The sequence below is a fragment of the Bacillus sp. JK106 genome (assembly GCF_053663355.1).
The window spans coordinates 691,377-705,656 of record NZ_JBSJQC010000002.1 but is presented as its reverse complement, the minus strand read 5'-3'; the positions used below and the strand labels follow the sequence as shown (position 1 = coordinate 705,656).

At 48.5% G+C, this 14,280-nt stretch carries 12 protein-coding genes; 1 reads left to right on the top strand and 11 read right to left on the bottom strand.

The window, feature by feature from the left end; translation table 11 throughout:
• Positions 1–4: 4 nt before the first annotated feature.
• The 11 genes from rlmN to ACWJJS_RS08930 form a co-directional block, all read right to left on the bottom strand.
• Positions 5–1,096: a 23S rRNA (adenine(2503)-C(2))-methyltransferase RlmN gene (gene rlmN / locus ACWJJS_RS08980; RefSeq protein WP_003154339.1), complete on the bottom strand. Its 1,092-nt coding sequence runs from the start codon at positions 1,094–1,096 to the stop codon at positions 5–7.
• A 3-nt stretch (positions 1,097–1,099) separates the two neighbouring features.
• The gene (gene rsmB / locus ACWJJS_RS08975; RefSeq protein ID WP_454023495.1) at positions 1,100–2,443 is read right to left on the bottom strand and encodes a 16S rRNA (cytosine(967)-C(5))-methyltransferase RsmB; all 1,344 of its coding nucleotides are present in this window, start codon (positions 2,441–2,443) and stop codon (positions 1,100–1,102) included.
• Complete coding sequence (fmt, locus tag ACWJJS_RS08970; RefSeq protein ID WP_094246950.1) at positions 2,430–3,383, bottom strand: methionyl-tRNA formyltransferase; 954 nt, start codon at positions 3,381–3,383, stop codon at positions 2,430–2,432. Before fmt ends, rsmB begins: the two co-directional genes overlap by 14 nt.
• A gap of 4 nt (positions 3,384–3,387) precedes the next feature.
• Positions 3,388–3,870, bottom strand: a complete 483-nt coding sequence (def, locus tag ACWJJS_RS08965) for a peptide deformylase (protein ID WP_003154343.1) — start codon at positions 3,868–3,870, stop codon at positions 3,388–3,390.
• Positions 3,871–3,894: 24 nt separating this feature from the next.
• The gene (gene priA / locus ACWJJS_RS08960; RefSeq protein WP_014304990.1) at positions 3,895–6,306 is read right to left on the bottom strand and encodes a primosomal protein N'; all 2,412 of its coding nucleotides are present in this window, start codon (positions 6,304–6,306) and stop codon (positions 3,895–3,897) included.
• Positions 6,303–7,523: a bifunctional phosphopantothenoylcysteine decarboxylase/phosphopantothenate--cysteine ligase CoaBC gene (coaBC, locus tag ACWJJS_RS08955; protein ID WP_070081806.1), complete on the bottom strand. Its 1,221-nt coding sequence runs from the start codon at positions 7,521–7,523 to the stop codon at positions 6,303–6,305. Before coaBC ends, priA begins: the two co-directional genes overlap by 4 nt.
• 90 nt (positions 7,524–7,613) lie before the next feature.
• On the bottom strand, positions 7,614–7,817 hold the full coding sequence (gene rpoZ, locus ACWJJS_RS08950; RefSeq protein ID WP_003154346.1) for a DNA-directed RNA polymerase subunit omega: 204 nt from the start codon (positions 7,815–7,817) through the stop codon (positions 7,614–7,616).
• 3 nt (positions 7,818–7,820) lie between these two features.
• A complete protein-coding gene (gene gmk / locus ACWJJS_RS08945) occupies positions 7,821–8,435 on the bottom strand; it encodes a guanylate kinase (RefSeq protein ID WP_025851320.1) in 615 nt (204 codons plus the stop codon).
• A gap of 7 nt (positions 8,436–8,442) precedes the next feature.
• The gene (remA, locus tag ACWJJS_RS08940) at positions 8,443–8,712 is read right to left on the bottom strand and encodes an extracellular matrix/biofilm regulator RemA (protein WP_003154355.1); all 270 of its coding nucleotides are present in this window, start codon (positions 8,710–8,712) and stop codon (positions 8,443–8,445) included.
• A gap of 76 nt (positions 8,713–8,788) precedes the next feature.
• Positions 8,789–9,664, bottom strand: a complete 876-nt coding sequence (locus tag ACWJJS_RS08935) for a YicC/YloC family endoribonuclease (RefSeq protein WP_032856820.1) — start codon at positions 9,662–9,664, stop codon at positions 8,789–8,791.
• Positions 9,665–9,745: 81 nt separating this feature from the next.
• Entirely contained in the window at positions 9,746–12,418 is a 2,673-nt protein-coding gene (locus ACWJJS_RS08930; protein ID WP_077722185.1) for a calcium-translocating P-type ATPase, SERCA-type, read from the bottom strand.
• A 119-nt stretch (positions 12,419–12,537) separates the two neighbouring features.
• On the opposite strand from ACWJJS_RS08930, the gene ACWJJS_RS08925 reads away from it, so the two are divergent.
• The gene (locus ACWJJS_RS08925; protein WP_077723153.1) at positions 12,538–14,244 is read left to right on the top strand and encodes an Rqc2 family fibronectin-binding protein; all 1,707 of its coding nucleotides are present in this window, start codon (positions 12,538–12,540) and stop codon (positions 14,242–14,244) included.
• The last annotated feature ends 36 nt before the right edge of the window (positions 14,245–14,280 follow it).

Sequence of the window (14,280 nt, the reverse complement as noted above, 5' to 3'; positions counted from 1 at the left end):
CTCTTCACCTCGTCTCGTCTTGACGCTCCTTCGCGCGAAGCTGACCGCAGGCCGCGTCAATGTCATGGCCTTGCTCTCTTCTGATCGTGACATTTACACCGCGGGATTTTAACGTTTTTTCGAATGCGAAAATCTGATCTCTCGGTGTGCGGACGTAATCCCGTTCAGGCACATAGTTTACCGGAATTAAATTGACATGGCATTTCACGTCTTTTAACAGTTCTGCAAGCTCTTCTGCATGTTCGACCTGATCATTTACGCCGCCGAACAGCCCGTATTCAAAGCTGATCCGTCTGCCTGTTTTCTCGATGTAATATTTGACGGCCTCCATAAGGTCAGGAAGCTTATAGGCTTTGTTAATCGGCATCAGACGGCTTCTGATTTCCGTATTCGGAGCATGCAGAGAAATCGCGAAATTGATCTGCATTTTTTGATCGGCGAAATCGTAAATCTTCGGAATGATTCCGCTGGTGGAAACTGTGATATGACGCGCTCCGATGTTCAGCCCTTTATCGTGGTTAATGATTTTTAAGAAAGCGAGCATTTCATTGAAATTATCAAACGGCTCTCCGATTCCCATGATGACGACTGAGCTGACGCGTTCATCCGTTTCATCAAGCGCCTTTTGCACTTTCACGACTTGAGCGACGATTTCTCCCGCTTCAAGATTCCGTTTCAGTCCGCCGAGTGTTGACGCGCAAAATGTGCAGCCGATCCGGCAGCCGACCTGTGTCGTTACACATACAGAATTACCATACTCGTGTCTCATTAAAACCGTTTCGATCGTATAACCGTCATGAAGCTCAAATAAAAATTTCATCGTGCCATCTTGAGATGTCTGTTTTACAGCCGTTTTCAGCGTTGTCAGCACAAAATTGCTCTCGAGTTTTTCACGCAGGCTTTTTGAGAGGTTTGTCATTTCATCAAATGAAGAAACCCGCTTTTCATAGAGCCATTCAAAAATCTGTGCTGCGCGGAACGGCTTTTCGCCATTCTCGGTCAGCCATTGTTTGATTTCATCTAATTCAAAAGAGTAAATGGACGGCTGCTCAGTCCGCAGCTCTTTCCGTACGCTTGTCTTTTTTAATTGTGTCATTTTTTATCCCTTCTTTCTCATGCTGCTAATAAAGAAACCGTCTGTTCCGAAATAATGCGGAAGAATTTGAAGGCTTCCATCCTGAACAAAGGGTCTCGCCTTTTCAGGCAGCCGCTTTTCAAGAGACAAATCGGGTTCAAACTCAGGGTGTTCTTGTATAAACGCATGCATAACTTCTTCATTTTCTGTCCGATCCATTGTACACGTACTGTATACGAGTGTGCCACCTTTTTTTACTAATGGGGCGATTTCCCTTAAAATGCCGAGCTGGATTTCTGACAGCCGTCTGCTGTCCTCCGGCGTCTTCGTATATTTCATATCGGGTTTTCTTCTGATGACACCGAAACCTGAGCAAGGCGCATCAACGAGAATACGGTCAAACCGTTCTGCGCCAAAGGCCTCTCCCGCTTTTCGCGCATCCATCGTTTGCGCGTCGATGATCGTAAGTCCGAGCCGTTCTGCGCCCTCTTTAATCAGCTTCACTTTATGGCGGTGAAGATCAAGCGATGTGAGGCTCCCCTCGTTCTCCATCAGTTCCGCAATGTGAGCCGACTTTCCGCCCGGTGCGGCGCATGCATCTAAAACGGTTTCGCCCGGCTTCGGGTCCAGCGCCCGCGCGACAAGCATTGAGCTTTCATCCTGTATGGATACCCGGCCGTTTTGGAAAAATGTCGTGTTCGCGATGCTTCCTTTCAAAAGCTTAATCGCATCAGGAGAAAGGTCTCCGGCTTCCGCTTCCAGACCGGCATTCTCCATCTCATTCAGCACCGTTTCCCTGTCGCTCTTTATGTGATTGACACGGAGCGTCTGCTTCGGCGGAATGAGATGAATCCGGCAGATTTTTTCAGCCGCCTCAAAGCCGTACGCCTCGACCCACTCTTTTACGAGCCATTCGGGATGGCTTGTCTCTGTAGAAAGACGGAGAACCGGGTCTTCAATTTCAGCGAATGACGGCGCCCCCTCACGCTGCAGGGAGCGGAGAATGCCGTTGACAAAGGACGCAATGCCCTTATGCCCGCGTTTTTTGGCGATTTCAACCGCTTCATGGATGGCGGCGCGATCCGGAATTTTTTCTAAATACTCCATTTGATACGCGGACAGACGAAGCAGCTGAATCACCCACGGCTTCACCTTATTCGGCTTGCGGATAAAAAGCTTCAGCATATAGTCTAAGGCGATTTTATTTTGCAGCGTTCCGTAGACAAGCTCTGTCAGCAGTCCTCTGTCCTGATCGCTGAGCGTGTTCGTTTTGATAACCGATGTAAGAAGCAGGTTGCTGTATGCCTGATTTTGCTCAAGCTTCTCAAGCGCTTCAAGGGCGAGCTCCCGGACATTAATTTTCTTCATTTGCTGCTCCTAACACGTCACCGGGCTGCACATTTTTGCCTCTTACAAAATCTTCGCCCTTCATCCGTTTTTTTCCCGCCGGCTGCAGCTCAGTGATTAAAAGGGCGGTGCTGTTTCCTGATGCGACGACAATGCCGTTTTGCTCCGTGCGGATGACTGTTCCGGGCGCAGCTTCAGTTTTTGCTGCAACTTTTTCAGAAGCCCATACTTTAATAGTTTGACCGTTCAAAGTTGTATAGGCGACAGGCCAAGGGTTTAAACCTCTGATCTGGTTGTAGATCTCTTCTCCGGGCTTTGCCCAATCAATCCGCTCCTGCTCACGCTTAATGTTAGGCGCGTAAGTCGCTTTTGATTCGTCCTGTTTGATCGGTTTAATATTTCCGGAAATGACGTTCGGGACGGTCTCTGACAAAAGCTTTGCCCCCGCTATGCTTAATTTGTCGTGCAACGTGCCGACGTTATCCGTTTCATCAATTTCCACTTCGATTTTAGAAATCATATCGCCCGCATCAAGCTTTTCAACCATATACATGATCGTCACGCCCGTTTTCTTCTTGCCTTGGAGAATCGAATAATGTATCGGCGCTCCGCCTCTTAATTCAGGCAATAGTGACGCGTGTACGTTGATACAGCCGTATGTCGGGCCGTCCAGCAGCTGCTTGGGCAGGATCTGTCCGAATGCCGCCGTAACAATCAGGTCCGGCTTCAGGCTGAGCACTTTTTCTATTTCTTCTTCGAGCCTTACTTTTTCGGGCTGAAGCACGGGAATGCCGTGACGTTCAGCTTCAGCCTTTACAGGAGGGGGCGTCATGATTTTTTTTCTGCCTTTCGGGCGGTCAGGCTGCGTAACGACACCAACCACTTCATATCCGTCTTCAATAAGCGTGCGCAGGACGGGAACTGAAAAATCGGGCGTTCCCATAAAAACGATCCTTGTCATCCAATCATCCTTCCATTTCTGCCAGTTCTTCTTCAGTGTAGTAAGCCGTAATTTTTGATGTGAATAAAATGCCGTCTAAATGATCCATTTCATGCTGAACGGCTCTGGCCAAAAAACCCTCCGCTTCTAAAATAAACGGTTTTCCTTTACGGTCGTGGGCTTTTACCTTTACGTAATCCGGGCGGGTGACATCGCCGAAAACCCCGGGAAAACTTAAGCAGCCCTCGACTCCGGTCTGTTCACCGCTCTTTTCAAGAATAACCGGATTTACAAGGTCGATCCGGCCGCTTTCTTCACCGATGTCCACGACGGCCGCTCTTTTTAAAATGCCGATTTGCGGCGCGGCGAGACCGACGCCATCCATTTCGAGCATCGTATCGTACATATCGTCAAGCAGTTTTTTTAATTTTTTATCAAACACTGTCACTTCATCGGCGGGTGTTTCCAGAACCTCCGCCGGGTGTGTGACGATTTTTTTTACAGCCAAAATTTTGCCCTCCAAAAACTAATGTTACATCAGCATGTACGGATTCATATCGATTGAAATCATTACATGCTTTTGCGCAATGTCTCGTTTATAGTGCTCCAGTATCTTTTTCAACTGAATCTGCAACTCGTTTTCCTGTCTGTATTTTATCACGCATTGATAGCGATATCTATCTTTGATCCTGGCAATCGGGGAAGCCGCCGGCCCAAGAATTTTCGTATCAGGCCCGCATCCCGCTCTTAAATAGTTTGTAATCTTTTCTGCGGTGACCGCGGCTTTTGCCGCTTCTTCATGAGAAACGGTCACCAGCGCCACGTAATAATACGGCGGGTATGACTGGGCCCGTCTGTGCGCCATTTCCTGCTGAAAAAAAGTTTCATAGTCGTGCGTTTTCGTCAGCTGAATGCTGTAATGAGACGGTGTATACGTTTGAATGACCACCGTTCCCGGCTTTTCATGCCGCCCGGCCCGTCCGCTTACCTGCGTCAGCAGCTGGAATGTCTTCTCCGCGGCCCTGAAATCTGGGATGTGAAGCGTCGTATCTGCGCTTAATACTCCGACGAGCGTCACGTTCGGAAAATCAAGCCCTTTTGCGATCATCTGCGTACCGAGCAGGATATCCGCCTTCCCTTCACCGAACGCTGACAACAGTTTTTCATGTGCGCCTTTTCTTGAAGTGGTATCCACATCCATCCTGATCACGCGCGCCTGAGGCAGCACTTTGGTAAGCTCCTCCTCCACACGCTGCGTGCCCGTGCCGAAAAAGCGGATATGTTCGCTGCCGCATTCCGGGCATGTTCCCGGGACAGGTTCCTCATGGCCGCAGTAATGGCATTTCAGCCTTTGTCCGTAGCGGTGATAAGTCATGGAAATGTCGCAATGCGGACATTGCGGCACATAACCGCAGTCCCGGCACATCACAAACGAGGAATACCCCCGTTTATTCAGAAAAAGGACGGCCTGCTCTTTTTTTGCGAGCTTCTCTTCCAGCTGTTCCATCAGCTCTCTTGAAAACATTGATCTGTTGCCGTTTCTCAGTTCTTCTCTCATATCAACGAGAGAAACGTCAGGCATGAGCTGGCGGTTTACGCGATGTTTTAACGGAAGCAGCTCATAAACGCCTTTTTTCGCCCGCGCAAATGACTCCAATGTCGGCGTGGCGCTCCCGAGGACGACCGGACAGCTGTGATGCTCGGCCCGGCGGATGGCTACATCCTTTGCATGATACCGCGGCATTTCCTCCTGCTTATAGGAAGATTCGTGCTCTTCATCAATAATGATCATGCCGAGATTTTCAAACGGGGCAAAGATGGCCGATCTGGCTCCGACGACAAGCCGGACTTCCTTGCGCTGAATCTTCCGCCATTCATCGTATTTTTCACCTGTGGATAATCCGCTGTGCATGACCGCAACCTGTGAGCCGAAGCGGCCTTTAAAACGGTTGACCATTTGCGGTGTCAACGAGATTTCCGGAACGAGCACGATCGCTTCTTGTCCTTTTGCCAGCACTTTTTCTATGGATTGCAGGTAAATTTCCGTTTTGCCGCTGCCCGTGACGCCGTGAAGCAGAAAGACGTGGTGGACATGATCGGCTACGGCTTGTTTAATCGGCTCAAAAGCGGCCTGCTGCTCTTCTGTAAGAGAGAGCGGCTCTGTTTTTTTGAACATTCTGTCCTGATAAGGATCGCGGTAAACCTCCTCAAAGCTTTCCGTAAGAAGCCCCTTTTTAAGAAGCGTTTTCAGCGTCGCGGAACTGGAATCGGTCTTTTTGCAAAGTTCAGCCGCGGAAATCTTTTCTCCCCCGCCGATAAAATAAGTAAGCACGGCGAGCTGTTTAGAAGCCTGCTTTGTCAATGAATCTGCGTGCCGGGCGAGTTCTTCTTTGTCTGCCCCCGCTTCGATCATGCGGATCATTTTTTTATTCGTTTTTTGGGCGACTTTATATGTGACATCAATGCTTCCTTTGCGCACGAATTTCTGAAGTGACGAAAGAATGCTTTCATCGGTAATATCCGAGTACAGAAGACTTTTTTGATTCCTGAAAAGCTGTTTGATGTCCGGGGTCAGCGCTTCTTCGTCAACGACTTTCAGCTCTTTCTCGTACTTCGCCTTCAGTGCGGCGGGCAGCATTGCCTGAAGCGCCGTGATTTTAAACGACAGCGTTTTGTCAGAAAGCCATGAAGACAGCTGCATCAGTTCCTCAGTCAGAACTGGCGTCAAATCAAGAAGCTTCTCGACTTCCTTCATTGAGCCGCCGTTTAATTCGGACGAATCTTTCAAACCGGTCACAAATCCTTGAAGCTTGCGCGGGCCAAACGGGACAATCACCCGCATGCCGACTTCGATCATCCCTTTTAAATGATCGGGAATTTTGTAATCAAAGGGTCTGTCAATGTTTTTGGAGCTGACATCGACAATGACTTCTGCTACATTCATACGGGTTTTCGGTCCTCGGCTTTCAAAGCGGTCATTTCCTTCAGCATTTCAAAGGAAACGTCAAGTTTAGACATAAGCGCAAGCTCCCGTTTTCTTCCGTCCCGGAAATAGAAGGTGACGACATTCGTATCCGTGCCAAATCCGGCCCCTTCCGCTTTCACATCATTCGCCACGATCATATCAAGGTTTTTCTGTTCGAGTTTTCTGCGCGCATAGCGTTCGACGTCTTGCGTTTCAGCCGCAAATCCGACCAGCAGCTGGTGTGTTTTCCGTTCGCCGAGTTCTTTCAGTATGTCTGCCGTACGGTTGAATTCGATCACGAGCGAACCGTCTTTCTTCTTCATTTTGTGATCAGAAACAGCCGCCGGCGTAAAATCGGCCACGGCCGCCGTCTTAATCACCATGTCGCATGAATCAAACACAGAAAGCACGGCTTCTCTCATATCAGCTGCCGATTGCACAGGAAGAAACTGATACAGCCCGACTGGCGGCTCTATTGACACCGGGCCTGAAATCAGCGTCACCCGCGCCCCGAGACGGACGGCGGCTTCAGCAGCAGCGTAGCCCATTTTGCCGGTGGATTTATTTGTGAAGAAGCGGACAGGGTCCACGGCTTCGCGCGTCGGACCGGCCGTAATGACAATATGTTTTCCTTTCAGCGGCGCATCGTCTTCAGGCTCCTTAAAATGCTCACTGACACGCTCAACAATAAGCTCCGGCTCCTCCAGCCTTCCTTTGCCGACATATCCGCATGCCAAATAGCCTTCACTCGGCTCGATAAAGCGGACCCCGTCCTGATAAAGCACAGAGATGTTCCGTTTCACCGCCGGATGATCATACATATGGACATTCATCGCAGGCGCCACCCAGACCGGGGCCTCAGCCGCCAGCACCGTCGTTGTGAGCATATCATCAGCAATTCCGTTGGCAAGCTTGCCGATGATATTTGCCGTAGCGGGCGCGACAATAATTAAATCCGCCCAGTCAGCGGCATCAATATGAGAAATCACCTTCGGATTCTGTTCATTAAATGTATCTGTATACACTTCATTCCGGCTCAGCGCCTGAAATGTCAGCGGAGAAACAAACTCACGCGCGGACTCAGTCATAATCACTTTGACATTTGCGCCGGCCTGAACCAGCTTGCTCGTGAGTGCGGAAGCTTTATAAACGGCGATTCCTCCGCTTACGCATAGCAAAATGTTTCGGTTTTTCATGAAGTCTTCTCCCCTTTATGAAAGCATTGGACAAATCCCAAACGGAAAAAAATAACAACCTATGTAGAGATAGGTTGCTACGTGTGCTTGTTATTCGCTGTCTTCTCTTTCAAACGAAAGCAGGCCCGCGTCAATTTCTTCTAAAGCTTTGCCTACATATTTGTGAGAAATGGTATGTTCAATCTGCTGGTCCTTTTTGATCTGCATTTCACGCGCGCGTCTTGCAGACACAGTCACCAGCGTATATTTAGAATCTAATTTATTCATTAAAGAGTCAATTGACGGATCTAACATAAGTTATTCTACCTCCAGCATTTTCTTATATCTCGGAGCGACGCGTTCACGTTTTAAGTGCTCGGCGAGAACGATTGCGTTAATCTTATCACAAGCCGTTTGGATATCGTCGTTTTCAACGACATAATCATACGCGTCCATCATTTCGATTTCAGCTTTTGCGGCATTCATTCTGTTTTCGATTAAATCGTCGGTTTCAGTCCCTCTTGTCACGATTCTGTTTTTCAGCTCAGAAAGACTCGGCGGCGCTAAGAAGATAAACAGGCCTTCCGGAAATGCATTCCGCACTTGGAGCGCGCCCTGCACTTCAATCTCTAAGAAGACGTCTTTTCCTTCTTGAAGCGTCTGTTCGACATAATCAACGGGCGTTCCGTAATAGTTGCCGACATATTCTGCCCACTCAAGCAGTTTGTTGTTTTCAATCATGCGTTCGAATTCTTCTCTGGATTTAAAGAAATAATCGACGCCGTCGACCTCGCCCTCTCTCGGGTTTCTCGTCGTGACTGAAATTGAGTATTCAAATTTCGTGTCCTGTTGTGAAAATATTGCTTGCCGAACCGTTCCTTTTCCAACTCCGGAGGGACCTGAGAGAACGATTAATAACCCTCTTTCTTTCATGCGGCAATTACCCCTGCCCTTCATCCATAATTTCTTCTTTCACAGAAAGTCTGTGTGCAACTGTCTCAGGCTGGACGGCAGATAAGATAATGTGATCACTATCCATGACGACAACTGCACGGGTTCTTCGTCCGTATGTAGCGTCTATTAGCATTCCGCGGTCTCTTGCATCCTGGATCATTCGCTTTATTGGCGCAGACTCCGGGCTGACAATCGAAATCATCCGATTGGCGGAGATGATATTGCCAAATCCGATATTAATCAGTTTAATCGTCATCTTCTACGTTCCCCCTGTAAAATAGACGTCTCTAGTGTAACCTGAAGAGACCGTCTGTAAACAATACGCACAGTCGCTATTCTATATTTTGCACTTGTTCCTTCAATTTTTCAATAGAACTTTTCATTTCAACGACAAGCTTTGTGATTTGATGATCATTGGCTTTTGAGCCGATCGTGTTCGCTTCCCGGTTAAGCTCCTGAACAAGGAAATCAAGTTTGCGGCCGACTGCCCCGCCTTCTTTTAATATATCACGGAATTGAACAAAATGGCTCTTTAATCTGGTAATTTCTTCCGTTATATCAGAACGATCGGCGAAAATGGCGCATTCCGTGATCAGCCTGCTTTCGTCGAGCGCGTCCTCCGTCCATTCCTTCATTCGGGCGTAAAGACGCTCGCGGTATTGAATAACAACGGCCGAAGCGCGCTCTTTCACCTGTTCGGACAGCGTCTCAAGCCGCTCAATGTGCAGAAAACAGTCTTCCGCCAAAAGCCGGCCTTCTTTTTCCCTCATGTCACAAAGTTCCTTTACAGCCAGCTCAGCGGCTTCCCTGATGACTTCTTCAAGCTTGTCATCACGCATCTGTTCTTCGTGAATCTGCGCAATGTGTTCAAATCTAAAGAAATCCATTGCATCGGGTTCTGCGGCCAGGCTGTAGCGCTCTTTCATGACGCGTGCGGCGCTCACATATTCATCAAGGAGCTCCCAATCGATGTTCAGGCTTCTTTTTATGAGCGCGTCACTGTTTACAGTGAGAAACAGCTCTACTCTTCCGCGCTGTATATGCTGCAATATCGTTTGTTTCAGCTTATCCTCTACATATAGCAAAGGCCGTGGCAGGCGGGCGTTCACTTCTTTGAACCGGTAATTGACGGATTTCAATTCAACGGTTGCCGAGAGATCGCCTTTTGTGCTGCTTGCGCTGCCGAAGCCTGTCATACTCCGTATCATATGAAACACCCAATTCTTTCCCGTTATCAAAATAAAAGGGCAATAGACATGCTATTACCCCTAAGATTATATCATATGGAATTATTTTTTTCTTGTCAAAAGTGAACCCGCCAGCAAAAAAGTAGGTATGCCAGACATACCGATAATCAGCATCCAATCGCCCGGCGTAATCGGCACTGTTTTGAAAATCGGCTGCAGCGGCGGATAATAGATGACGATGACCATCAGGAAGATAGAAGAAATGATGGCGCCGAGCAAATAGATATTTTCAAACGGATTCCGGGAGAAAACAGACGTTTCGCTCCGGCAGTCAAACACGTGTATAAGCTGAGCCAGGACAAGAGTCGCGAATGCAACGGTCTGTGCGTAGGGCAGATTTTCAGGATTGCGGTGATAGACGATGATAAACGCAAAAATGGTTGCGGCTCCGATTAAAAACCCTCTTGATACGACTTTCCAGCCCAGTTTTCTCGCAAACACTCCTTCTTTCGGATGCCGCGGCTTCCGCCTCATCAGGTCTCCTTCCGGCTGATCCATACCGAGGGCCATCGCCGGCAGCCCGTCAGTGACTAAGTTCACCCACAATATCTGGATCGGGACGAGCGGCAGCGGCAGAGCGAGAAGCATCGCAAACAGCATCACTAAAATTTCACCGACGTTGGAGGCGAGCAAATACCGGACGAATTTTCTTATATTTTCATAGATATTCCGTCCCTCTTTTATGGCTGATTTAATCGTAGCAAAGTTATCATCCACCAGAATGAGAGAAGAGGCTTCCTTTGCCACATCCGTTCCCGTCACGCCCATGGCAACACCGATATCTGCCTGCTTTATGGCCGGCGCGTCATTAACCCCGTCTCCCGTCATGGCGACGACGTGTCCGTTTTCCTGAAACGCTTTGACGATTTTCAATTTATGTTCAGGTGACACGCGTGCGAAGACGTAGACATCATCGACCGTTTCGATAAGTTCTTTCTCCGTAAGCTCATTCAGCGTCTTGCCGTCCATCACACGTCCCTTTTTCGGAAGAAGACGCAAATCTTTTGCGATGGCCTTTGCCGTTTCGACGTGATCTCCTGTGATCATAACCGTTTTAATGCCGGCCTCACGGCATTCTTTAATGGCCTGTCTGACCTCCGGACGGGGCGGATCAATCATGCCTGACAAGCCGAGCATCGTCAGATTTTTTTCCGCCTGCTCCATTGTCGGCTTTTCTCCGGCCTTAAGCGGTTTATAAGCAATCGCAATCGTACGCAAAGCTTGCGACGCCAGCTCTTTCAGAACCGCTTCCGTTTCTGCTTTCTTTTCTCCTGAAAAAGGCGTACTTCTTGCGCCGTGCATCAGATGTGACGAGCGGTCAATCAGCACATCGGGCGCTCCTTTAGTGATGACGAACTGCTTTTTTTCCTTATCCTCTATAATGACGGTCATCATTTTGCGGACGGAGTCAAACGGAAACTCGGCAACCACGCGGTATTGCCCGCTGAGCCAATCGTTTGAATAGCCGCCCTTTCTTGCTGCCGTCAGCAGCGCTCCTTCTGTCGGATCACCGTCGAGTACATAACGGCCGTCTTTCAGTGCGATTTCAGATGTGTTGCACAACGCGCCGAAAACCAGCATCTGTTCAAGAATCTTCTCATCTTTCGGCTTGATTTCCCGCTCATCTCGGGTGAAAACGCCCTCCGGCTCATAGCCGATGCCTGACACTTTATAAATTTTGCCGCCTGACCACATATGGGTGACGGTCATTTTGTTTTGTGTCAGCGTGCCGGTTTTATCAGAACAAATGACAGAGGCGCAGCCCAATGTTTCAACCGCCGGGAGCTTTCTGACAATTGATTTTTGTTTGATCATGCGCTGGACGCCGATTGATAATGCCACCGTAACAATGGCGGGAAGCCCTTCCGGAATCGCGGCGACGGCCAATGACACCCCGGCCAAAAACATGCTGTAAAGATCATGTCCCTGTAAGACGCCGACTGCAACGACCAATACCGTTAAAAGGAGCGCGACGATAATTAAAATTTTGCCGAGCTCTTCAAGTCTTCGCTGCAGCGGTGTTGAAAGGCTGCCGGCGGATTCCAGCATATCGGCGATTTTCCCCATTGCCGTATTCATTCCTGTACCGACGACAACGCCGACACCGCTGCCGCGCGTTACGATCGTACCCATAAACGCCATATTGCTGATGTCGCCTAACGAAACATCCGGCTTTCTCAGTTTATCAGCTTGTTTAACCACCGGAATTGATTCCCCGGTCAGCGCCGATTCCTCAATTTCAAGGCTTTTCGCTTCAACGATCCGCACATCCGCGCCAATCCGGTCGCCGCTTGAAAATTTCATGATATCGCCGGGAACGAGCTCCTTGGACTGAATTTTCTTCCAGCTCCCGTCCCGCAACGCTGACACATACGGCGTTGACAGCTCTTTTAGTGCATGTAATGACTTTTCCGCACGCCGCTCTTGAAAAAAACCGAGAACCCCATTGACAAATACAATCGCCATAATCGCTACGGCATCTACATATTCGCCTAAAAACCCGGATATTAAGGTCGCCGCCAGCAGCACGAGCACCATAAAATCTTTAAATTGGGCGAAAAACACGACGATCGCCGGTGTCCTCTTGCCCTCCTGAAGCTCGTTCGGTCCGTGCTTTTCAAGGCGTTTTTTCACCTCTTTTTCGGTCAACCCCTGTTTAATGGACGTATTTGTTGCTTTCAGCAAATCGGTTTGTCCCATTTCATGAAACTTCATTCTTCTCGTCCACTCCCCTGCCTCGCTTTAGAGATGTCACTCTGTAAACAAGCTTATTCTGACTCGCCCCTTTTCATGCTATAATTATCGAATGCAGGAAGAAGGAAAGGGTGTTTTATATGTCTTTTGATGGCATGTTTACATACGGAATGACACATGAATTAAACAGCCGGATTGCCGGAGGCCGGATCACGAGAGTCCATCAGCCTTTTAAGCACGATGTGATATTCCATATCCGCGCCAACGGAAAAAACCACAAATTATTATTGTCGGCGCACCCGAGCTATTCACGGGTGCACATGACAAACCAGGCCTATGAAAATCCGAGCGAGCCGCCGATGTTTTGTATGCTGCTCAGAAAGCATATAGAAGGCGGATTTATTGAGAAAATAGAGCAGGCCGGATTAGACCGGATTATGATATTCCGCATAAAAAGCAGAAATGAAATCGGCGACGAAACCGTAAGAACGCTGTATGTTGAAATTATGGGACGGCACAGCAATATTATTCTGACTGACGGAGAAGGAGCCATCATCGACGGGCTGAAACATTTATCTCCGTCGATGAACAGCTACCGGACCGTTCTGCCGGGATATGATTACAAGCTTCCTCCCGCTCAGGAAAAAATTTCGCCGCTTGCCGCGGATGAAGAGGACGTTTTGCGTTATCTCAGTTTTCAGGAAGGACGGCTTGACCAGCAGATCGTCAGACATTTCTCCGGTGTTTCTCCGCTGTTTGCAAAAGAAGCCGTTCACAGAGCGGGTCTCGCTAACAAAATAACGCTGCCGAAGACGCTGCTTGAAATGTTCCATGCCGTGAAAGATTGCAGGTTTACACCGAACATTACGACAGCCGGCGGAAAGGAATACTTTTATCTCCTGTCTCTCACACATGTAAACGGAGAGGAGCGCACCTTTCACTCACTGAGTGAGCTGTTGGACCGGTTTTATTTCGGCAAAGCGGAACGCGACCGCGTCAAACAGCAGGCGCAGGATCTCGAGCGGTTTGTCGCAAATGAACGGAAAAAGAACGCCAATAAGATAAAAAAGCTGGAAAAGACGCTCGACTACTCAGAGAATGCGAAGGAATTCCAGCTATACGGCGAACTGCTGACGGCGAATTTGTATATGCTGAAAAAAGGTGACAAAGAAGCGGAAGTCATCAATTATTATGATGAAGAAAGTAAGACGGTGACCATCCCTTTAAATCCGAACAAAACACCGTCAGAAAATGCACAGATGTATTTTACAAAGTATCAAAAGGCGAAGAATTCCGTCGAGGTGGTAAAAGAACAGATCCGTCTGGCCGAGGAGGAAATCGCTTATTTCGATCAGCTGATCCAGCAGCTCTCCTCCGCCTCCACAAAGGATATTCACGAAATAAGGGAAGAGCTTGTGGAAGGCAAATATCTGCGGCCGAAACAGCAGAGAGGACAGAAAAAACAGAAGCAGCACGTTCCTGTTTTGGAGCAATATGAATCTTCACAGGGATTGACGATTCTTGTCGGCAAAAACAATAAACAAAATGAGTACTTAACGACAAAAGCTGCCGCAAGGGATGATTTATGGTTCCACACGAAAGACATTCCGGGTTCCCACGTTGTGATTAAAAGCAGCGATCCGGATGAACAATCCATACTGGAGGCCGCTGCGATCGCCGCTTATTTTTCCAAAGCGAAAGATTCCGGCTCCGTTCCGGTTGATTATACAAAAATCAGACATGTGAAAAAGCCAAACGGCGCAAAGCCCGGATTTGTCACCTATGACAGCCAGCATACCGTATTTGTCACACCTGATGCCGACCTTGTCATACGGCTGAAAAAATAAACGCACCTCCAAGCTGAAACCCGCGCTCAGCTTGGA

Coding starts and splice junctions, on each gene's coding strand:
- rlmN (WP_003154339.1), bottom strand. CDS start 1,096: ATGACACAATTAAAAAAGACAAGCGTACGGAAAGAGCTGCGGACTGAG.
- rsmB (WP_454023495.1), bottom strand. CDS start 2,443: ATGAAGAAAATTAATGTCCGGGAGCTCGCCCTTGAAGCGCTTGAGAAG.
- fmt (WP_094246950.1), bottom strand. CDS start 3,383: ATGACAAGGATCGTTTTTATGGGAACGCCCGATTTTTCAGTTCCCGTC.
- priA (WP_014304990.1), bottom strand. CDS start 6,306: ATGAATGTAGCAGAAGTCATTGTCGATGTCAGCTCCAAAAACATTGAC.
- coaBC (WP_070081806.1), bottom strand. CDS start 7,523: ATGAAAAACCGAAACATTTTGCTATGCGTAAGCGGAGGAATCGCCGTT.
- rpoZ (WP_003154346.1), bottom strand. CDS start 7,817: ATGTTAGATCCGTCAATTGACTCTTTAATGAATAAATTAGATTCTAAA.
- gmk (WP_025851320.1), bottom strand. CDS start 8,435: ATGAAAGAAAGAGGGTTATTAATCGTTCTCTCAGGTCCCTCCGGAGTT.
- remA (WP_003154355.1), bottom strand. CDS start 8,712: ATGACGATTAAACTGATTAATATCGGATTTGGCAATATCATCTCCGCC.
- ACWJJS_RS08935 (WP_032856820.1), bottom strand. CDS start 9,664: ATGATACGGAGTATGACAGGCTTCGGCAGCGCAAGCAGCACAAAAGGC.
- ACWJJS_RS08930 (WP_077722185.1), bottom strand. CDS start 12,418: ATGAAGTTTCATGAAATGGGACAAACCGATTTGCTGAAAGCAACAAAT.
- ACWJJS_RS08925 (WP_077723153.1), top strand. CDS start 12,538: ATGTCTTTTGATGGCATGTTTACATACGGAATGACACATGAATTAAAC.